This is a genomic window from Melissospora conviva (genome assembly GCF_049523535.1).
Lineage (GTDB): Bacteria > Actinomycetota > Actinomycetes > Mycobacteriales > Micromonosporaceae > Melissospora > Melissospora conviva.
In genome coordinates, this window is the sequence record NZ_JBLLDT010000009.1 from 88,039 (window position 1) to 107,009 (window position 18,971).

Below are 18,971 nucleotides of genomic sequence, written 5' to 3' on the forward strand. Positions count from 1 at the left end.
CTGACCCGGCGTCGCACCGCCATCGGCCGGACCCTCCGCGCTGCCATCCGCGCCACCGTCGTGCTGACCCGGCGTCGCACCGCCGTCGGCCGGACCCTCGGCGGCCGCGCCAGCGGTGGTACGCATGTCGTCGTCGTTGAGCTTCATGACTGCCCCCTCGTACTCCCTCGTCCCGTCCGCGCGACGGGCCGTCGCGGCTGGTGGTACCCCGCCGTGATCTTCAGTAATCACCGTAGTCGGAAACCGCCCAGCGTGACCGAAGGTTCACCGAACGACATGGTTCACGACCCCAGCAGGCCACTCAGGGTCTGGGCGTTGCGCTGGGCGTAGTCGCGGTAGCAGTTGTTCATCAGCACGTGGGTGTGCTCGGCCGAGTCGGCGAGTTCCCGCAGCTTCGGTGCCCACTGACGCAGCTCCCGGTCGGAGTACCGGTAGCCGAACTTCTCGTGAATGTCGCGGCTGTCCCACTTCGCGCTGTGCCCGTGGAAGCGCACCGTCGCCGGCTCGGCGGTCACCGCCAGCACCGGCGGCACCGAGCTGCGGTGCCCCTGCGGCATGTCCACGCAGACCAGCGGCAAGCGGTTGTCGCGCAGGAAGTCCAGCGTCTCGGCCCGGTTGTCGTCGGTGAGCCAGGAGCTGTTGCGGAACTCGATCGTGACCGGCAGCGGCGCGCAGCGGTCCCGCACCTCGCACAGGTACTCCTTGTTGGCCCGCTTGATGCCGAACCACGGCGGGAACTGGAACAGCAGGGCACCGAGCTTGCCGGCGGCGACCAGCGGGTCCAGCGCAGACAGGAACCGCGTCCAGACCTCCTCGTACGCCTGCGCGGGCAGGTCGCCCGGGTAGACGGTGCGCTTGCCGGTCGCCGGGCGCAGGTCGGCGTGGATCGCGTTCGTCCGGGTCGGATGGCCGGTCAGCAGGCTGAACGCCTTGACGGTGAAGAGGAAACCCGGCGGGGTGCGCTGCGCCCAGAGCTGGGCGGTCTTCTCCGCCGGCGGCGCGTAGTAGGTGGCGTCCACCTCGACCAGCGGGAAGTGTTCGGCGTAGTAGGCCAGTCGCTTCTGCGGGTCGTCGGCCTCGGGCGGGTACCAGCCCGATTCCAGCAGGGTGGGGTCGGTCCACGAGGCGGTGCCGACCCGGATGTCACCCATGGGCGCCGCCCGCGGGTTCGTCACCGGGCCGGCACCGGCCCACGGCAGCGACCACCGGCGTCAGGCCAGCGCGCGCCGCTCGCGGGTCTGCTTGCAGGAGACGCAGGTGGTGGCCGCCGGGAAAATCTCCAGCCGCTCCACCGGGATGCCGGCCGCACAACCCTCGCACCAGCCGTAGGTGCCCTCCTCCAGGCGGGACAGCGCGCGCTCGAACTGGGCCCGTCGTTCCAGGATGGTGCGCAGCAGGGACTGGGCGGTGTCCCGTTCGGCGGTCTTGGTGCCGCTGTCGGCCTGGTCGTCCCCCGCGGTGTCACCGATCTCCACCACCCGCAGCACCTGACTCTGGGTCAGCGCCCGGTCGTACTCGGTGGTCAGTTCGTCGTAGCGGGTCTGCAGCGAGACCCGGATACGGTCGATCTCGACCTGCGAACGAACCGTGGTGACCTTTTCCTGGACGAGCATTCGCCCCGCCTCTCCGTCGTCGCATCGGCGCGACCCCCCGGCTGCGATGTCGCAGGTGCGCCGGTGGGGTCGCTGTTGAGCCGGGCGAGTACCCCACCCGCGTCAAGGCCAAACCGGCTGCTCGGGTCAGCCCCGGGAATCGGCGGCGGGCTCGCCGAGCGCCGGCCGCCGGGGATCGTCGGCGCGCACGACGACGTCGGCGAACCTGTGCGGCGCCACCTCGTCGGCGTACCGGGCGAAGGCCGGCAGTGTCCACTGCTGGTCCGCCGGGGTACGCCGGCCCAGCGCCCCCGGGGTGAGCAGCAGGTGGACGGTGAGCTCCACGGGCAGCCCGGCGCCGGCGAGCAGGGCCCCGCTGACGAGCAGCACCCCGCCCGGCGGCAGGTCGACGTAGTCGGCACGGCTGGCCCGGTCGGCGCGGCTGTCCCACAGGCTGGGCAGCACCCGCCCGCAGCCGGCCGGGCCGGCCGGGTCGAGCACCTCACGACGGAGGCCGGCCAGGTCGAACCAGCCGTCGTAGTAGCTGTCGGGGTCTCGGCGCCCGTGTTCCAGGCGCAACGACGCCGGGCGCAGGAAGTCCTCGGTGCGTACGTGCAGTACCGGTCGGCCGCGGGCCCGCAGCGGGTCGACCAGGGCGCCGGCGAGCAGCTCGGGTTCGGCGGCGGGCGCGCCGTCGATCGCCACCCGCAACCGGCCCTGCGGCGCGGTGACGGCGATGCGGTCGGCCAGCTCGGCGATGAGGCGCTCGGGGGTGACGGGGCGAAACCGCATGCTCCCCAGCCTGCCACGCCCGCGCGTTCAGCCCCGGCGGTCGATGGTGACCCGGGCCTCGTCGGCGAGGCGGTAGCCGACGCCGTAGACGGTGGTGACCAGGGAGGCCTCACCGCCGACCTTGCCGCGCAGCCGGCGCACGTGCACGTCGACGGTGCGCACCCCGGCGTGCTCGTAGCCCCAGACGGCGGTGAGCAGTTGCAGCCGGGTGAAGACCCGGCGCGGGTTCTCGGCCAGGTGCAGCAGCAGGTCGAACTCCAGCCGGGTCAACGACAGCGGTTCGCCGTCGCGCAGTACCGAGCGCGACTGGACCAGGATGTGCAGCCCGGGTCGCGCCGGCGCCGGCGCCGGCGCGGAGGCCCTGGGTTCGACCGGCGCTGCGGTGACGACCACGCTGGGGTCGCCGCTGGCCAGCACCTCCCGGGCGGCGTCGAGCAGCCGCCGCACCGGCGCGGTCAGCCGTTCCTCCTCGATCGCCGGGATCGACAGGGTGAGCACCAGCGCCGCGCCCGGCGGGCCGTCCGGACGGCGCCGGGCGACCGGGAGCCTGCCGGGCGGCGCCGGTGGTGCGATGTGCCATGCGGTACGCGGGGCGGGCCTGACCGACATGGTCCTCCTTGGTCGATCCATGGTCACCGGGCGGTGGCGGTCCCGCCGTCCGGCTCGGCGCTGCCGACCACGGGATGGAACCCGGGGCCGTTGTCCGACTGTGATGTTTCGCCGACAATCCGAGATCGGGCGATCGCTCTGAGTGTCCGGTCTGGATGATTAGACCAGAGCCGTGCGCGACTACGGGTACTGGGTCAGACCCGCGCGAGTCCGGGCCGGACGCCGCGACAACAGCCGGGCCGGACGCCGCGACAACAGCCATACCAGGGCCACGGCGGCACGCGGCGGCGGGCGCGGCCGGATCCGGCGGCGCGAGCGGCGTACGGCGAGGCGGGGTGCATGCGAGGTCCGTCCGAAGCGGAGGATGTCGGGCGGCTCCACCATAGCTCATTTCCATACCGGATCGGTAGGGAATGCGTCGGCTATTCGACCGTCGTCGATGAGCAGTTTGCGCAGGAGGCGGCGCGGGTACCTCGATCACGGGCCGGACCAGGGCGGTGCGAAGGACAGGATCTCTCATGCGGACGCTCGGCGGGCGTTATCGACTCGAACATCGCATCGGCCTCGGCGGCATGTCGGAGGTCTGGCAGGCGCACGACCAGGTGCTCGACCGGCGGGTCGCCGTCAAACTCCTCGCCCCCGGCAGCGGCTCACCCGGCGACACGGGGGTCACCCGCGTGCGCGACGAGGCCCGGGCCGCGGCCCGGCTCGTGCATCCGAACGTCGCCGCCGTGCACGACTTCGGGACCACCACCGGCGTCGGTTCCCGCGTCCCCTACATCGTCATGGAGCTGGTAACCGGCGACACCCTCGCCCAGCACCTGCGCGAAGGCCCGCTGGACTGGCGCATCGCCGTGCGGGTCTGCGCCGAGGTCTGCGCCGCGCTGGCAGCCGCCCACGCCGGCGGCATCGTGCACCGCGACATCAAACCCGCCAATATCATCCTCACTCCCGCCGGAGCCAAGGTCCTCGACTTCGGCATCGCCGCTCCCGCCGGGCACCGCGACGACGACCCGGACGAGGTCCTCTTCGGCACCCCCGCCTACACCGCCCCGGAGCGCTTCGACGGCGCCGCGGCCACCCCGGCCGCCGACATCTACGCCGTCGGCGTGCTGCTGCACCTGTGCATCACCGGGCGGCTGCCCTGGCCCAAGGGGACCGAAATCGCGGACCTGCGGCCGCCGCGGCAGGTCGAGCCGGCGCCTCTGCCTGCTCCCGACGGGCTCCCCGGCGAGATCGCCGACCTCTACCGGCGCTGCCTCGACGCCCGGCCACAGTCGCGTCCGACCAGCCTGGTGGCGGCGCTGCTGCTCGCCGAGGCCGTCGACGCCCGGGTCTACATCCCGCTCGCCGAGGCGCCACTGCTGCGCCCGCGGCGCCTGCCGATCTCGCCCTGGACCGACGAGGCTGCCCACGCTGCCACCCAGGCTGCCCCCGCCGACGCCATGGCCCACCCCTACCCCGGCGGACGCGGACCGGTCTGACGCGTCACGTCCCGGCCACTGGGCATCGCGCACGAGACGAGCAAGACTTGGTCGGTGCCCTGCACATCGGACACCATGATCGCCGACAGAACCCCACAAGTCGCAAGGTGCCCGACCAATGACCCAAGAGACAACTCCTCGCACCCCCGTACGCCGGCGTTGGAGTCCCTGGACCCTGCACGGTGACGGCCGGACCATCGCCCGCGGCGAGGTGGTCCGCCCCGACGAACGCCTCTCCTGGCCCCGCACCATGGGCATCGGAGTCCAGCACGTGGTGGCGATGTTCGGCGCCACCTTCACCGTTCCCCTGATCACCGGTTTTCCGCCGGCGACCACGCTCTTCTTCTCCGGCATCGGCACACTGCTCTTCCTGCTGATCACCCGCGGACGCGTGCCGTCGTACCTCGGTTCCTCCTTCGCCTTCATCGCCCCGGTGCTGGCCGCGAAGGCCGGCGGCGACATCGGGCCGGCGCTGGGCGGCATCATCGTCGCGGGTGCGCTCTTCGCCGCGGTCGGGGCGATCGTGCAGTGGGCCGGGTCGCGCTGGATCGACACGCTGATGCCGCCCGTCGTCACCGGCGCCATCGTGGCCATGATCGGACTGAACCTCGCCCCGACCGCCTGGGACGGCGGCGGTGACGGCGGGGTCAAGGCCCAGCCGCTGATCGCCCTGGTCACTCTCGCCGCGATCCTGATCACCACCGTCGCCTTCCGCGGCTTCCTCGGCCGGCTGTCGATCCTGCTCGGCGTCGCCGTCGGCTGGGCCTACGCGGCCGTGGCCGGCGGGCTGCCCGCCGACGCCCTCGACAACCTGCGCAACGCCGCCTGGATCGGCCTGCCGGACTTCCACGCCCCGACCTTCACCTGGCACGCCGCCGTGCTGATGGCCCCGGTGGTCTTCGTCCTGATCGCCGAGAACGCCGGGCACGTCAAGGCCGTGGCGGCGATGACCGGCCGCAACCTCGACCGTGAGATGGGGCGGGCCTTCATGGGCGACGGCGTCGCGACGATGCTGGCCGGCGCCGGCGGCGGATCGGCGACCACCACCTACGCCGAGAACATCGGGGTGATGGCCGCGACCCGGGTCTACTCCACCGCCGCCTATCTGGTGGCGGGGCTGTCGGCGATCCTGCTGGGCCTCAGCCCGAAGTTCGGCGCGCTCATCGGGACCGTTCCGGTCGGGGTCCTCGGCGGCGCCACCACCGTGCTGTACGGCCTCATCGCCGTCCTCGGCGCCCGGATCTGGATCGACGCCCGCGTGGACTTCCAGAACCCGGTCAACCTGATGACCGCGGCGGTGGCGCTCATCGTCGGCGCGGCCGACTACAGCGTGAGCGCCGGCGAGATCTCCTTCCACGGCATCGCGCTGGGCAGCTTCGCCGCGATCGTGATCTACCACGGCATGCGGGCGATCACCCGGTTGCGCGGTGAGCAGGATCCGCCGGCCGCCGGAGCCCCGCCGGAGCCGCAGAGCGCCACCACCGGCAGCACCGCCGGCTGATCGGGTTCCGCGGGCCGCGCCTGTCGGGCTGACCCCCACCGGGGTCAGCCCGACAGGCGTCGCGGCACCGCAGGGATCAACGGCCGCCGGTGCCGTCGCAGCGGTTCGGCGGGGCCGCGGCGCCGGTCGTCACCGGCACCCGGTAGCCGGGTATCGAAGGCCAGCGCACCGTCAGCACCACCGACTCCTGCTCGGCGTACCAGGAGTGATCCACACCCCGACCCCAGACCACGTAGTCACCGGGGGCGCGCAGCACCACAGTCCGGTCGGGCAGCTCCACCCGGAAGCCACCGCTGATCAGGACCAGCAGCGCCTCACGCTGCTCGCCACGCACCCAGGCGGCGCGCCGGTCCCCCACCGGGTGGACACCCCACTTGATCTCGACATCGGCGCTGTGGCGCACGTCGCCCGGGGGCATGAAGTGACCCAGCAACCAGCCGGCATTGCCCGCCGCGTCCGGCCCGGCCCGGCCGACGTACACCCGCTCGTCCATGATCCCTCTCACCTCGGGGGGACGGTATCAACCGCTGCGACCGGCGCGGGGCGCTACTACGCTGAGGCCATGGCCGACGAGTTCGACGAGGAGACACTCGCGTTCGCGCACCGGATGTTCGACCTGGCCCGCGGCGGCAGGACCGCCGAGCTGAGCGAGTACGTCGACGCCGGGCTGCCGGTGAACATGACCAACGACAAGGGCGACACGCTGCTGATCCTGGCCGCCTACCACTCGCACCCGGAGACGGTGCGGGCGCTGCTGGCCCGCGGCGCGGACCACTCGCGCACCAACGACCGGGGACAGACGGCACTGGCGGCCGCAACCTTCCGCCGCTGCACCGAGGCGATGACCGCGCTGCTGGACGCCGGCGCCGACCCGGCGCACGGCGGCCCGTCGGCGCGCGAGGTGGCGCACTTCTTCGACCTGCCCGAGATGCTCGCCCTCCTGGACCGGACGGGCACCCCCTAGGCGCGCCAGGATCGGCTCAGACCGGGCGCCGCAGCGGCTGCGCCGGGCCGTCGAACGCGTCCCGCGCGGCGAACTCCCTGCGGGCGTGATCGAAGGAGCGGCCGAGCCGGGCGCCGAGGGCGACCCCGTAACCGCCGACGGCGAGCGCGAGGAGTTCCGCGGCGAGGATGCCGCCGGTCGCGCCGCGATCCGGCGAACCGGCGCGGATCAGGCAGGTGAGCACGAAGAGCCCCGCCATGGCCAGGTACGCCAGGTGGAAGCCGATCGCGGTCCGCCGGGTCGGCCCGGTCGGCACGTCCCAGAGATCGACCATCCCGGCCACCACGGCCAGCGCCGCGGCGAAGAGCGCGGCGATCGTCGTCCAGTAGCCGACCTCGCCCAGCAGCCCCAGCCCGGTCGTGACGGCAGCGAGGTCGAAGATCGTCGCGCAGGCGAAGAGCCCGTACGGCAACATGACGAGCATCGGCTGGATCGGGTGCCCCTGAATACGCAGTCGGCTCTCCATGGCGCACCTCCCAGTCACGTCGTCTCGTGGTCCTGCTACCCGGGGACCGGCGGGACAAAACGCGACAGGAGGGACGCGACCTCAGTTCTGTCGCGGACGCGCCACGGTGGAGATCAGCCGTTGGGCCACCTCGGGCACCGGGACGTGGAGCGCGGTCGAGGCGCTGCGCAGCACCTGGAGGGCCTCCTCGGCACGGCAGCCCCGCTGGGTCATGATCACGCCGATCGCCTGGTCCACCACGTCGCCGTTGGCCACCAGCTGGTCCAGTTCGCCGACCAGCTCCGCCTGGCGGGCCCGGTCCCGCACCGCCGCGAGCAGCAGCCCCGCGTGCTCGGCCAGCAGCATCGCCGTCAACTGCCAGCGGGCCGTGATGCGGCGCGGTTGCGCGACGTAGAGGTTGATGGCGCCGAGCATCTGCTCATCGATGTCAAGTGGCGCCGAGACCGCCGCCCGCACGCCGAGTTCGCGGGCCCGGGCAGTCCACGGCTGCCAGCGCTCCTCGGTTGCCAGGTCGTCGGAGACGACCAGTTCACGGCGGCGGATCGCGGTCAGCGCCGGAGTGTCGGCGCCGTGCGCGACGCCGTCGAGTTCGGCGAAGCGCTCCTCCGAGGCCGCCGCTCCGGCCGGCGAGCCGGCGCGCAGCAGGGTGAACCCGGCACCCGCGACACCGGCGACGGCTTCCCTGCCGATGCGCACGAGTTCGGTCAGTGCCTCGTCGAAGTCGCCGATGCCGATCAGCCGGGCGGTGAGCTCCCGTAGCAGGCCGGCGGTTTCGAGCACGCTCAGCGGGTCGGTGCCGGCCGACAGCAGCTCCGCGTCGTCGTCGGCCGGGATCTGGAGTCTCACTGGACCGTGGTCTCCACCTTCACCGTGCCGGGCACGGCACGTGCGGCTGCCGATCCTCGTTGCATGAGCTCCCCCGCCATCGTTGCCCTCACCGAGCGGCGACGGGCCGTTTCACCTACCCGATCCGCCTTCCCCGCAAACCGTGCCGTGAACAGCCCCTTCCCGAGAGCGGAACCCTCAGGAAGGGGCATTGGTCACATTAGCCGCGACCGCCTGCGCCCAGCCGGCGCCCCACCGAAGCGATCAGCCGGTCCAGCTCGGAGCCGAACGGGTTGTCGTGCACCAGGTAGGTCCAGGTCGCGCTCGGCCGCACCAGCTGCGAGCTGTCCGGCTCCCACTCGTCACCGAACTCCGTCTCGTCGAAGGTTGCCACCGTCCGCTCCTCGATCGCGGGCATCAGCGCGTTGAACGCCGGCACCGCGCTGCGGTGGAACTCGTCGAGCGGGTCGAGCCGGCCCAGCGCCCGCAGGTGCACGCCCTCGCGCACCTCGGACAGGTGCGACAGGTGCTCGGCCCAGAGCCGGTCCAGGTGGTAGAGCGCGATGGAGCGCGCGGCGCGGGAGAGGATGTCCTCGTCCATCTCCTCGGTGCGCTCCGGGAAGCGGTCCATCAGCATCAACGCGGCCACCTCGGAGGTCAGCAGCCGCTCGCGGCGCTCCGCGAGCGCCTTGCGCTGCTGCTCGATGACCATGTTGTAACGCCAGGTGTTGCGGTGGATCTCGTGGTTGACGCCCTCGGCGACCCGCTGGGCGTGCTCGACGGCGAACTCGACCTGATCGTCGGTGACCAGGCCGTCGGCGTTCATCCGCGGCGACGGGGGCACGGCGTCGGCGGCGTGGCGGGTGACCAGTTCGTCCTCGAGGCTGACAAAGAAGACGGAGCCACCCGGGTCGCCCTGGCGCCCCGCCCGGCCCCGCAACTGGTCGTCGACGCGACGGCTGTCGTGCCGGCCACTGCCGATGACGTAGAGGCCGCCGAGTTCGGCGACCTTGTCCCGGTCGGCCTGGTCGCTGCCGCCGAGGCGGATGTCGACGCCCCGGCCGGCCATCTGGGTGGAGACGGTGACCGCCCCGTACGCGCCGGCCTCGGCGATGATCTCCGCTTCCTCGGCGTCGTTCTTCGCGTTGAGCACCGCGCAGGGCACCCCGGCCGCCTGCAGCGCCGCGGCGAGCTGCTCGGACTCCTTGACGTCGAGGGTGCCGATCAGCACCGGACGGCCGCGTTCGTGACAGCGCCGCACCTCGTCGACCAGGGCCTCCTCCTTCTCGGCCCGGGTGGCGTAGATGCGGTCCGGCTCGTCCTCGCGCACGCAGGTGGCGTTCGACGGGACCTCGGCGACCTCCAGGGAGTAGAACTCCCGCAGCTGGTCGCCGACGAGCACCGCGGTCGCGGTCATTCCGCAGACCGTCGGGTAGAGGGCGACGTAGCTCTGCACGGTGATGGTGCCCAGTACCTCACCCTCGGCGGTGGCTTCCAGCCCTTCCTTGGCCTCCACTGCGGCCTGCAGCCCGTCGGGCCAGCGCCGGCGCTGGGCCACCCGGCCACGCATCTCGTCGATCAGCTCCACCGCGCCGTCGCGGACGATGTAGTCGACATCGCGGTGCAGCAGCGCCTGGGCGTGCAGCGCCACGTTGACCGCCGAGAGCTGTCCGACGTTCTCCTCGGCGTAGAGGTCGATACCGCCCAGCGCGGCCTCGACGGCGGCGAGCCCGGCGTTGGTGAAGGCGGCGCTGCGGCCGTCGTCGGCCACCGTGTAGTGGGCGCCGGCCCGCAGCCCCTTGACCAGGGCAGCGGCGGTGTGGACGGGGTCCTGCTCACTGACCACGGCACCGGCGAGCACCATCGGCACCCGGGCCTCGTCGATCAGGATGGAGTCGGCCTCGTCGACGATCGCGGTCCCCAGCGGGCGCTGCACCCGGTCGGCGACATCGGTGACGAGCTGGTCGCGCAGGTAGTCGAAACCGGCCTCGCTGACCGAGACATAGGTAACGTCGCAGGCGTAGGCCTCACGGCGCTCCTGCGGGGTGGAGGACTCCGTCACCGAACCCACGGTCAGGCCGAGGAGACGATAGACGGGTTCCATCCAGCGCGCGTCACGGCCGGCCAGATAGTCGTTGACGGTGATCACGTGCACCGGTCCGTTGCCGAGCCGGACGTGACCGTACGCGGCGATCGTCGCGGTCAGCGTCTTGCCCTCGCCGGTGGCCATCTCGGCGACCTTGCCGGAGAGCAGGGCCATCGCGCCGAGCAGCTGCACGTCGTACGGCCGCTGGTCGAGGGCGCGGCGGGCCGCCTCCCGGCCGACGGCGCAGATCTCGGCGTAACCGTCGGCCACTGCAGCCGCCTCGGTCAACGCGGCGTCGTCGAGGGCACCCAGCGTCTCCTCGCGCGCCTCGATCTCGGGCAGCAGCCTGCGCAGCGGCGCGAGATCGACTGTCGTGCCGGGGCGCTGTAGGAACCGCCGGAATCTGTTTCTCAACCGTTGCGACACACCCATGACGCGCAACGGTACGCGACATCGGCGCGCTCGTGCGCCTCCGGCCGCCGCCGACGCGCCCCGGGCGCGGGCACGCCGGTCAGGAGCCGCCCGCCGGGAAGGTCAGCACCGCCTGGATCTCGTGCCGGCGGCCGGCGGCGAGATCGGTCAGCAGCTGCGGTCCGGCCTCGAACGGGACGGTGGCGGTGACCAGGTGTCGGCGTACCGCCGGCCCTTCGTGGCGCAGCAGGTCGATGGTCTCGGCGCTGAGCCGGTCCCGGTCCCAGGTGGGGGCCAGCCCGCGAGGGACCCGGCCGATCTGGGCGCAGCGCACGGTCAGCCCGTTGTGGTGGAACTCCTCGCCGAGGTGCAGATCGGGTGCGCCCCCCTGATAGAACGCCAGGTCGATCACCGTGCCCTGGGGACGCAGCAGTCGCAGCGCCAGGTGCAGCGCACCGGACTGGCCCCGGCACTGGAAGACCAGGTCGGCGCCGCGGTCGCCGGCCCCGTGCGACCAGCGGGTCTTGAGCACCGCGGCGGCATCGACGGCCGACGGGTCGAGGGTGTCCAGGCCGAGCCGTTCTGCCACCTGGCGGCGCTGTGGCGTCGGGTCGACCACCACCACCGCGGCGGCCCCGTGCCGGCGGGCGAACAGCGCCGTGAGCAGAGCCACCACACCCGCCCCGGTGACCGCGACGCGCCGGCCGCGCACCCCGTCGCCGAGGCCGCGTACGTCCGGGCCGTAGAGGTCGGCGGCGGCGTGCAGCAGGCCGTTGGCGCAGATCGGGCCCATGTGGGCGACGTAGACGCCCAGCAGCGGGTCCACCTCGTCGGGCAGTGGCACGAACCGGTCGACGAGCGGATCGGCACGGTAGCCGGTGCGGTGGCCGTAGGTCATGGCGCCGACGGCCCCGACCGGCACCGCCGGGGTGTCGCTGGCGACCACCTCTGCGACCTGCATGTAGCCGAGCCGGGTGACCGGGTAGGGCAGCTCGGCCGGGCCCCGGAACAGTCCCAGCGCCGGGTCCCAGCCGCGCGCCAGGTACGGATTGGTGCCCTTCACGTAGCTGAGTTCGGTGCCGGCCGAGACGCCGCTGAACAGGGTCCGGACGCGGAAGGTGCCCGGTTCGGCCGCAGCGGAGGCGGCCTGGCGCAGGATCACCTCGCCGGGGGCGGTGACCACCATGACCCGGTCACTCATCGCCGAGCGCCATCGGGCTCAGCGCCACCGGCCGGCCGGTCCGGGCGGACTCGGCGATGGCGCAGCTCAGTCCCTGGGTGCGCAGCGCCTCGGCATAGGGGGCGCGGATGTCGTCGCCGACGCCGCGCACCGCGTCGACGAAGGCCCGGTCGACGGCGACGCGGGCGTCGTCGGGCTCGGCCGACCAGCGCCGTACCCCGTCGGCATCGCGCACGGCCAGTTCCTGCTCGGTCAGCTCCAGCACCAGCCCGTCGGCGACGATCTCCAGCCCGGCGTACTGCTTCCAGTCCAGGGCGCAGGTGGAGGTGACGGTCCCGACCGCGCCGCCGGCGAAACGCAGCACCGCGGCGGTGGCGGTGTCGATGTCCGCGCCGTCGATCGGCGGTGGCCGGCCGTCGCCGAAGGCTGCCACGGCCGTCACCTCCCCCACGAGCAGCCGGGCCAGGTCCAGCAGGTGGGCCGCCTGCTCCACCATCGGCCCGCCGGAGCGGTCCTGCCGGATCCACCAGGCGACCGGCGGCACCCGGTCGGTCCAGCGGGCGGTGACGGCTCGGACCGGACGGCCCTGGAGCAGCCGGACCGCGCGGTCGACGAGGTGCGAGTAGCGCCAGTGGTGGCCCACTGCGGTGACGAGGGGCCGTCGTGCCACCGCCGCGGCGATCTCCCGTGCCGTGGGAAGATCAACGGCGATGGGCTTCTCCACGAACATCGGCAGCCCGGCTGCCACGATCAACCGCTCCAGCGGGCCGTGGGCGAAGGGCGGCACGCAGACATAGACGGCATCCGGCCCAGCGGCAAGCAGATCGGCGACGTCGGTGTAGAAGCGGGTGCCGTGCCGTTCGGCGACATCGCGCCCGGCGTCGTGGGCCACGTCGGTCACCCCGGCGAGGGCGACGTCGGGGAAGCCGCTCAGCACCCGGAGGTGGCGCTGAGCGACCCCGCCCGCGCCCACCATCGCGATCCGGCATGTTCGCATTCGGAAACCTCCGGGAAAAGACTACGAAAGATATTTCTGTTCCTCACTGTCCCGTCATACTCCATCGGCAACCGTAAATCCAGAATATGAAAGGATCAACAGATTCGTAACCTCCACCATCCCACCGCGTGCCGGTGGCCGAATTCGGTTACCGTTCGATCCACGACAGCGCGGCGACGCGCTGCGGACCTGATCAGACCTGGGGGTGTGCGTGCAGCACTCGAAGACGATCGACCTGCCCGTCGCCGAGGCGTGGGCCGCCTACCGGACCAGCACCGCCGACCGCTGGTCGGTGCCGAACGCGCTCGCCGCCAAAGGCGGACAACGGGTGAGTGTGGTGTTGCCCGCCCGTGACGAGCAGAACACCGTGGGCCCGATCGTGGCGACGATCCGCGAATATCTGATGGAGAACGCGCCACTGGTCGACGAAGTGATCGTGGTGGACTCGCGCTCTGTCGACGCCACCGCCCAGGTGGCCCGCGAGGCCGGCGCGCGGGTGGTCTCCCAGGACGAGATGACCCGCGGGCTGCCGCGCCTGGAGGGCAAGGGCGACGCGCTCTGGGCGGGGCTGGCCGCCGCGAGCGGCGACGTCGTCGCCTTCATCGACGCCGATCTGCAGGAGTTCCGCCCGCACTTCGTCACCGGACTGGTGGGCCCGCTGCTGGCGGACGAGTCGATCGCCTTCGTCAAGGGCTTCTACCACCGCCCGCTGGTGCGCGCCGGTCACGTCGAGCCGGACGGCGGCGGCCGGGTGACCGAGCTGACGGCCCGCCCGCTGCTGAACTTCTTCTGGCCCGAACTGGCCGGCTTCGTGCAGCCGCTCGCCGGCGAGTACGCCGGGCGGCGCGAGGTGCTGGAGCGGGTGCCCTTCGTCTCCGGCTACGGCGTGGAGACGGCGCTGCTGGTGGACCTGCTGGAGCTCGTCGGCCTCGACGCGCTGGCCCAGGTCGATCTCGGCGAGCGCAAGCACCGGCACCAGAGCACCGAGGCGCTCGGACGGATGTCGGCGCAGATCCTGCTGACGGTCTGGGAGCGGCTCTACCGCCGCGGTCACGTCACCGCGCCACAGCCCCCGGCGACGACGCTGACCCAGTTCCGGCGCGGCGGCGGCGACGCCCGCCCCGCGCTGGACCGGCAGATCCTGACAACCGACGTGACCGTGGCGGAGCGACCGCCGTTGATCCAGGTACGCGACCGGATGCCCCGGCAGTCGCCGTCGATGCAGGTCTGACCGACCGCCACGGGCGGGACCGACGTCCAGGAAAGGGAAGCAGCGATGAGTCTGACCGTCCTGATGAACGCCGGCCCGTGGCTGGAGGTGCCGCCGTCCGGTTACGGCGGCATCGAGAACGTCGTGGCGACGCTGGTGCCGGAGCTGCGCCGGCTCGGCGTCCGGGTCGTCCTCGCCTCGGTTGGCAGCAGCACGCTGCCCGCCGAGGAGCGGGTCCACACCTTCGGCACCGGCCAGTTCGCCGCACTGCAGCGGCCGTACAACCAGGTCTGCGGAGTGGCCCAGGCGCACCTCAACATGGTGGTGCGGGCGGTGCGGGAACGCCCCGAGGTGGATCTGATCCACGACCACGTCGAGGCGGTCGGACTCGGCACCCTGGCCGCGATGGGCGCCGACGCGCCGCCGGCGCTGCACACCCTGCACTGGGACCTGGCCAAGCACCCGGCCCTCTACGGCGCCTTCGACGGCGGTGACCGGGTACGCGTCAACGGGGTCTCGGCCGCGCAGCTGGCCCGCGCACCGGAGGCGCTGCGCGCCCACAGCGTCGGCCACGTGCACCTGGCCACCCCACTGGCGGTCGGCGCGAACCGGCGCCGGACCCCGGCCAAGGGCGAGCACGTGGTGATCCTCGGGCGGATCACCCCCGGCAAGGGGCAGGATCTCGGTGCCCGGCTCGCCCACCGCTTCGGCTTCCCACTGATTCTCGCCGGGCCGGTCGGGCCGTTCCACCGGCCGCAGGACCTGGCAGCGGCCGACGACGGCGCCCGGCAGAACCCGGACGTGCGCTACTGGCACGAGCAGGTGGCCCCGCACGTCGACGGCGACCGGGTGCGCTGGGTCGGCACGGTCGGCGGCCGGGCCCGCGACGAACTGCTCGCCACCGCGAAGGCGGCGCTCTTTCCGCTGCGCTGGGAGGAGCCGGGCGGCACCGCGGTGGTGGAGTCGCTCGCGCTGGGCACCCCGGTGGTCGCCACCGCCCGCGGCTGCCTGCCGGAGCTGGTCACGCACGGGCAGACCGGGCTGCTGACCAGCGCCGAGGAGGAGCTGGGCGAGCTGGTGCTCGCCGCCGGGCTGCTGGAGCCGGGGCGCTGCCGTGAGGTCGCGGCGGCGCGCTTCACCCCGGCGGTGATGGCGGCCCGCTACCTGGAGCTCTATCACCGGGTACGCGGGCTGGCCGGGATACCGCTCGTTCGGCCCGGCCGACAGCGGGTCGATCGGCTCGCCGCGTCACTGGGCAGCGACAGCGCCGGATAGCCCGCTTGGGACACGCGGTGCCTATCACCCGTTTTTCCCGTACTGCCCTTGTTTGGACCTAGACTGTCCGGGTAGCCGGAGCCGTCTCTTTTGTCAGTGAGTCCAACGGGGTGAATGCGAGCATGGCGAAGCAGACAGTGGCGGATCACGGGCGCGAACACGGGCCGGTGATGCTGGCCCCGGGCGAGTACGGCGGCTACCCCGGGCCGGTCCGGGCGATCACCCCCGGCAGTGTGCTGCTGCGGCTGATGCGCACCACCGACCACAAGCAGATCGGGCTGCTCTACCTCGGCAGCGCGTTCATCTTCTTCCTCATCGGCGGGGTGATGGCCCTGCTGATCCGCGCCGAACTGGCCCGGCCGGAGCTGCAGTTCCTCTCTCCCGAGCAGTACAACCAGCTCTTCACCATGCACGGCACGATCATGCTGCTCTTCTTCGCGACGCCGGTGGTCTTCGGCTTCGGCAACTACCTGGTTCCGCTGCAGATCGGCGCGGCCGACGTCGCCTTCCCCCGGTTGAACGCCTTCGCGTACTGGCTCTATCTCTTCGGCGGCACGATCACCATGCTCGGGTTGGTGACGCCCACCGGCGCGGCCGACTTCGGCTGGACCGCCTACACCCCGCTGAGCAGCGCCGAACACAGCCAGGGCGTCGGCGGCAACCTCTGGGCCATCGGCCTGGTTCTCTCCGGTCTCGGCACCATTCTCGGCGCGGTCAACCTGATCACCACGATCCTCACCCAGCGGGCCCCCGGCCAGACCATGTTCCGGATGTCGATCTTCACCTGGAACCTGCTGCTCACCAGCGTGCTGGTGATCCTGGTCTTCCCGCTGCTGGCGGCCGCCCTGCTGGCACTGGTCGCCGACCGGATCCTCAACGCCCACGTCTACGATCCGGCGACCAGCGGGCCGATCCTCTGGCAGCACCTGTTCTGGTTCTTCGGCCATCCCGAGGTGTACATCATCGCCCTGCCGTTCTTCGGCATGATCACCGAGATCATCCCGGTCTTCTCCCGCAAACCGATCTTCGGCTACAAGGGACTCGTCGCCGCCACCATCGCCATCACGATCCTGTCCATGTCGGTCTGGGCGCACCACATGTTCGCCACCGGGCAGGTGCTGCTGCCCTTCTTCGCCTTCCTGAGCTTCCTGATCGCCGTACCGACGGGGGTGAAGTTCTTCAACTGGATCGGCACGATGTGGAAGGGCCAGATCAGCTTCGAGACGCCGATGCTCTTCGCGATCGGCTTCCTGGTGACCTTCCTGCTCGGCGGCCTCTCGGGAGTGCTGCTGGCGAGCCCGCCGCTGGACTTCCACGTCACCGACACGTACTTCGTGGTGGCGCACTTCCACTACGTCCTCTTCGGCACGATCGTCTTCGCGGCGTTCGCCGGCACGTACTTCTGGTTCCCGAAGATGACCGGGCGGCTGCTCGACGAACGGCTGGGGAAGGTCCATTTCTGGACCATGTTCGTCGGTTTCCACACCACGTTCCTGGTGCAGCACTGGCTCGGCACCCAGGGGATGCCCCGCCGGTACGCCGACTACCTGCCCACCGACGGCTTCACCACCCTCAACACCATCTCCACCGTCGGGTCGTTCGTGCTCGGCGCCTCGACGCTCTTCTTCATGTACAACGTCTGGAAGTCGTGGCGCTTCGGCCCGCGCGTCACCGTCGACGACCCGTGGGGCTTCGGCAACTCGCTGGAATGGGCGACGACCTGCCCGCCGCCGCTGCGCAACTTCGACCGGATGCCGCGGATCCGCTCCGAGCGGCCGGCCTTCGACGCCAAGTACGGCCCCCTGGTGGCCGATCTCGGCCGGGACGTTCCCCAACGTGAGGTCAAGCCACCGCAGACCTTCGGCGAGGAACTCCACCGGCCGCACTCGGGCCCCGGGGCGCCCTTCGCCGACGGCACCGATTCGGTCGAGGAGGCGACGGACTTCCACAGCGACCCCTCCAGCGGGGCCCGGTCGGTGCAGATACCAGACCCCGACGATGCGCGGCGGCCCAGCTTCGACAACGCCTACGACCCGCAGCAGCGCGACCCGCTGGGTGCCCAGCGCGACGAACCCCGCAGCGGCGAGGACGCCCACTGGAGCAACCCTCCGGAGCACGGCGGACGCCACCACCGGCCCCAGGACCAGGGCAGCGAAGGATCGGCGAACGACGAGGACGAGCAACGCTGAAACGCGGGCGGCACGACCGGGTCCCGTCCGGTCGTGCCGCCCGCGTCGTTGCGCGGCCGCCTCGGTCAGTCCTCGGCGAGTCCGGCGGCGGTCAGCGAGCGGCGCACCGCCGGCTTCGGACGGGACAGCCGCAGCGGCACCCCGTTGCGTTCGGCGACCTCCCGGCCTGCCAGCAGCGCGGCGATACCACCGGAATCGACGCCGCCGACCTCGGTCAGGTCGACCACCACCTCGGCCGGGCGGCCGACGACAGCCTCCATCATGGCCCGCCGGAGCTGGTCGGCTCCCTCGCGGTCGACCTCCCCACCGACCTCGACCACCACCCGGTCGCCGTTGTGCCGCAGCGCGACGCGCGCCCGGCCGGGCTCGGCGTCGGCGGCCCCGTTCTGCCACTGGGCCGGGCTGTCGGCGAGCATCGCCTGCCGCAGCCAGGTCAGTGCGCGCGACAGCAGCCGGGAGACGTGCATCTGCGAGATGCCGAAGCGGGCGGCGATCTCGGCCTGGGTCTGGTTGCCGTAGAAGCGCATCGCCAGGATCCGCCGCTCGCGCCAGGGCAGCAGCCCGAGCAGACCGGTGACGGTGACCCGGTCGTCGACGGACTCGAGGTCGTTGTCGGACTCCCCCACCAGGTCGCCGAACTCGGCCGAGCTCTCCCCACCGACCGGCGCGTTGAGCGACGCGGGGCTGTAGCCCGCCGCCGACTCGAGCGCCGCGAGGATCTCCTCCTCGGGTGTCTCCAGCCGCTCGGCGAGTTCGGCGACCGTGGGCGCGCGGGAGAGTTCACTGGTCAACGTCGCCGTCGCCTGCCCCACCTCGAGGATCAGGTCCCGCAGCCGGCGTGGCACGTGCACGCCCCAGGTGCGGTCCCGGAAGTGGCGTTTGATCTCGCCGACGATGGTGATCGCCGCGTACGCGGTGAAGGAGCCCCGCTCCGGGTCGTAGCGGTCGACGGCGTTGACCAGGCCGAGGCGCGCCACCTGCTCCAGGTCCTCCAGCGGCTCACCCCGCCCGCGGTACCGCCGGGCCAGACGGCCGGCGAAGGGCAGGGCGAACCGCACGAGGTCGTCACGCGCTTCCTGGCGACGGGCGGGCGGCAGGCCTTCGATCCTCGCGGCGTAGGCGAGTGCCGCCGCGTCGAGATCCTCCAGGCCCCGTTCACTCGGCGCCGGTCTGGTGGTGCTCGTGGTGCTCGTGGTGGTCTGTCCGAACATCCGCGCCTCCCTCGGAAGGTTCCGCCGGAGATGGAGCCGGCCACGGGCGCGCGAATGCGCGCCGGGCCGGATGCGGTCAGGTGACCGGAGTGCTGTCGAGCGACAAGGACAGCAGTGGCGCTACTGTGCGCAATTGGCCA

General features: G+C 72.2%; 17 protein-coding genes. 6 read left to right on the forward strand and 11 right to left on the reverse strand.

Annotation, left to right across the window (positions count from 1 at the left end; genetic code table 11):
• Positions 1–281: 281 nt before the first annotated feature.
• The 4 genes from ACK8GG_RS19030 to ACK8GG_RS19045 form a co-directional block, all read right to left on the reverse strand.
• Positions 282–1,151 carry a DUF72 domain-containing protein gene (locus ACK8GG_RS19030; RefSeq protein ID WP_440352052.1) on the reverse strand — a complete coding sequence of 290 codons (870 nt, stop codon included), beginning with the start codon at positions 1,149–1,151 and terminating at the stop codon, positions 282–284.
• A gap of 60 nt (positions 1,152–1,211) precedes the next feature.
• Positions 1,212–1,613 (reverse strand): TraR/DksA family transcriptional regulator, encoded by a 402-nt coding sequence (locus tag ACK8GG_RS19035; RefSeq protein WP_440352051.1) that lies wholly within the window; start codon positions 1,611–1,613, stop codon positions 1,212–1,214.
• A gap of 126 nt (positions 1,614–1,739) precedes the next feature.
• Entirely contained in the window at positions 1,740–2,384 is a 645-nt protein-coding gene (locus ACK8GG_RS19040; RefSeq protein ID WP_440352050.1) for a nucleoside/nucleotide kinase family protein, read from the reverse strand.
• A gap of 27 nt (positions 2,385–2,411) precedes the next feature.
• Positions 2,412–2,993: a winged helix-turn-helix domain-containing protein gene (locus ACK8GG_RS19045; protein WP_440352049.1), complete on the reverse strand. Its 582-nt coding sequence runs from the start codon at positions 2,991–2,993 to the stop codon at positions 2,412–2,414.
• Positions 2,994–3,511: 518 nt separating this feature from the next.
• On the opposite strand from ACK8GG_RS19045, the gene ACK8GG_RS19050 reads away from it, so the two are divergent.
• Positions 3,512–4,477, forward strand: a complete 966-nt coding sequence (locus tag ACK8GG_RS19050; RefSeq protein ID WP_440356907.1) for a serine/threonine-protein kinase — start codon at positions 3,512–3,514, stop codon at positions 4,475–4,477.
• Positions 4,478–4,595: 118 nt separating this feature from the next.
• Positions 4,596–5,978 (forward strand): uracil-xanthine permease family protein, encoded by a 1,383-nt coding sequence (locus ACK8GG_RS19055; RefSeq protein ID WP_440353184.1) that lies wholly within the window; start codon positions 4,596–4,598, stop codon positions 5,976–5,978.
• A gap of 76 nt (positions 5,979–6,054) precedes the next feature.
• Here the strand turns inward: ACK8GG_RS19055 and ACK8GG_RS19060 are convergent, their stop codons facing one another.
• The gene (locus tag ACK8GG_RS19060; protein ID WP_440356908.1) at positions 6,055–6,471 is read right to left on the reverse strand and encodes a cupin domain-containing protein; all 417 of its coding nucleotides are present in this window, start codon (positions 6,469–6,471) and stop codon (positions 6,055–6,057) included.
• A 69-nt stretch (positions 6,472–6,540) separates the two neighbouring features.
• On the opposite strand from ACK8GG_RS19060, the gene ACK8GG_RS19065 reads away from it, so the two are divergent.
• Positions 6,541–6,942 (forward strand): ankyrin repeat domain-containing protein, encoded by a 402-nt coding sequence (locus ACK8GG_RS19065; RefSeq protein WP_440352045.1) that lies wholly within the window; start codon positions 6,541–6,543, stop codon positions 6,940–6,942.
• A gap of 16 nt (positions 6,943–6,958) precedes the next feature.
• Here ACK8GG_RS19065 and ACK8GG_RS19070 read toward each other — a convergent pair whose 3' ends face one another.
• The 5 genes from ACK8GG_RS19070 to ACK8GG_RS19090 form a co-directional block, all read right to left on the reverse strand.
• The gene (locus ACK8GG_RS19070; protein ID WP_440352044.1) at positions 6,959–7,447 is read right to left on the reverse strand and encodes a DUF2231 domain-containing protein; all 489 of its coding nucleotides are present in this window, start codon (positions 7,445–7,447) and stop codon (positions 6,959–6,961) included.
• Positions 7,448–7,528: 81 nt separating this feature from the next.
• Complete coding sequence (locus ACK8GG_RS19075) at positions 7,529–8,293, reverse strand: GAF domain-containing protein (protein ID WP_440352043.1); 765 nt, start codon at positions 8,291–8,293, stop codon at positions 7,529–7,531.
• 199 nt (positions 8,294–8,492) lie between these two features.
• Complete coding sequence (gene secA2, locus ACK8GG_RS19080; RefSeq protein WP_440352042.1) at positions 8,493–10,790, reverse strand: accessory Sec system translocase SecA2; 2,298 nt, start codon at positions 10,788–10,790, stop codon at positions 8,493–8,495.
• A 79-nt stretch (positions 10,791–10,869) separates the two neighbouring features.
• Positions 10,870–11,970 (reverse strand): zinc-dependent alcohol dehydrogenase, encoded by a 1,101-nt coding sequence (locus ACK8GG_RS19085; RefSeq protein ID WP_440352041.1) that lies wholly within the window; start codon positions 11,968–11,970, stop codon positions 10,870–10,872.
• Positions 11,963–12,946, reverse strand: coding sequence for a Gfo/Idh/MocA family protein (locus ACK8GG_RS19090; protein WP_440353187.1), 984 nt, complete (start codon positions 12,944–12,946; stop codon positions 11,963–11,965). The genes ACK8GG_RS19085 and ACK8GG_RS19090 overlap by 8 nt, the downstream gene beginning before the upstream one ends.
• A gap of 292 nt (positions 12,947–13,238) precedes the next feature.
• On the opposite strand from ACK8GG_RS19090, the gene ACK8GG_RS19095 reads away from it, so the two are divergent.
• The 3 genes from ACK8GG_RS19095 to ctaD all read left to right on the forward strand — a co-directional run bounded on the left by ACK8GG_RS19095 (position 13,239) and on the right by ctaD (position 17,620).
• On the forward strand, positions 13,239–14,177 hold the full coding sequence (locus ACK8GG_RS19095) for a glucosyl-3-phosphoglycerate synthase (protein ID WP_440353362.1): 939 nt from the start codon (positions 13,239–13,241) through the stop codon (positions 14,175–14,177).
• 45 nt (positions 14,178–14,222) lie between these two features.
• Positions 14,223–15,431 carry a glycosyltransferase gene (locus ACK8GG_RS19100; protein WP_440356909.1) on the forward strand — a complete coding sequence of 403 codons (1,209 nt, stop codon included), beginning with the start codon at positions 14,223–14,225 and terminating at the stop codon, positions 15,429–15,431.
• 122 nt (positions 15,432–15,553) lie between these two features.
• Complete coding sequence (ctaD, locus tag ACK8GG_RS19105) at positions 15,554–17,620, forward strand: aa3-type cytochrome oxidase subunit I (RefSeq protein ID WP_440353189.1); 2,067 nt, start codon at positions 15,554–15,556, stop codon at positions 17,618–17,620.
• Positions 17,621–17,685: 65 nt separating this feature from the next.
• Here the strand turns inward: ctaD and ACK8GG_RS19110 are convergent, their stop codons facing one another.
• Positions 17,686–18,831 carry a SigB/SigF/SigG family RNA polymerase sigma factor gene (locus ACK8GG_RS19110; protein WP_440352037.1) on the reverse strand — a complete coding sequence of 382 codons (1,146 nt, stop codon included), beginning with the start codon at positions 18,829–18,831 and terminating at the stop codon, positions 17,686–17,688.
• Positions 18,832–18,971: the final 140 nt, after the last annotated feature.

Coding starts and splice junctions, on each gene's coding strand:
- ACK8GG_RS19030 (WP_440352052.1), bottom strand. CDS start 1,151: ATGGGTGACATCCGGGTCGGCACCGCCTCGTGGACCGACCCCACCCTG.
- ACK8GG_RS19035 (WP_440352051.1), bottom strand. CDS start 1,613: ATGCTCGTCCAGGAAAAGGTCACCACGGTTCGTTCGCAGGTCGAGATC.
- ACK8GG_RS19040 (WP_440352050.1), bottom strand. CDS start 2,384: ATGCGGTTTCGCCCCGTCACCCCCGAGCGCCTCATCGCCGAGCTGGCC.
- ACK8GG_RS19045 (WP_440352049.1), bottom strand. CDS start 2,993: ATGTCGGTCAGGCCCGCCCCGCGTACCGCATGGCACATCGCACCACCG.
- ACK8GG_RS19050 (WP_440356907.1), top strand. CDS start 3,512: ATGCGGACGCTCGGCGGGCGTTATCGACTCGAACATCGCATCGGCCTC.
- ACK8GG_RS19055 (WP_440353184.1), top strand. CDS start 4,596: ATGACCCAAGAGACAACTCCTCGCACCCCCGTACGCCGGCGTTGGAGT.
- ACK8GG_RS19060 (WP_440356908.1), bottom strand. CDS start 6,471: ATGGACGAGCGGGTGTACGTCGGCCGGGCCGGGCCGGACGCGGCGGGC.
- ACK8GG_RS19065 (WP_440352045.1), top strand. CDS start 6,541: ATGGCCGACGAGTTCGACGAGGAGACACTCGCGTTCGCGCACCGGATG.
- ACK8GG_RS19070 (WP_440352044.1), bottom strand. CDS start 7,447: ATGGAGAGCCGACTGCGTATTCAGGGGCACCCGATCCAGCCGATGCTC.
- secA2 (WP_440352042.1), bottom strand. CDS start 10,790: ATGGGTGTGTCGCAACGGTTGAGAAACAGATTCCGGCGGTTCCTACAG.
- ACK8GG_RS19085 (WP_440352041.1), bottom strand. CDS start 11,970: ATGAGTGACCGGGTCATGGTGGTCACCGCCCCCGGCGAGGTGATCCTG.
- ACK8GG_RS19090 (WP_440353187.1), bottom strand. CDS start 12,946: ATGCGAACATGCCGGATCGCGATGGTGGGCGCGGGCGGGGTCGCTCAG.
- ACK8GG_RS19100 (WP_440356909.1), top strand. CDS start 14,223: ATGAGTCTGACCGTCCTGATGAACGCCGGCCCGTGGCTGGAGGTGCCG.
- ctaD (WP_440353189.1), top strand. CDS start 15,554: ATGGCGAAGCAGACAGTGGCGGATCACGGGCGCGAACACGGGCCGGTG.
- ACK8GG_RS19110 (WP_440352037.1), bottom strand. CDS start 18,831: ATGTTCGGACAGACCACCACGAGCACCACGAGCACCACCAGACCGGCG.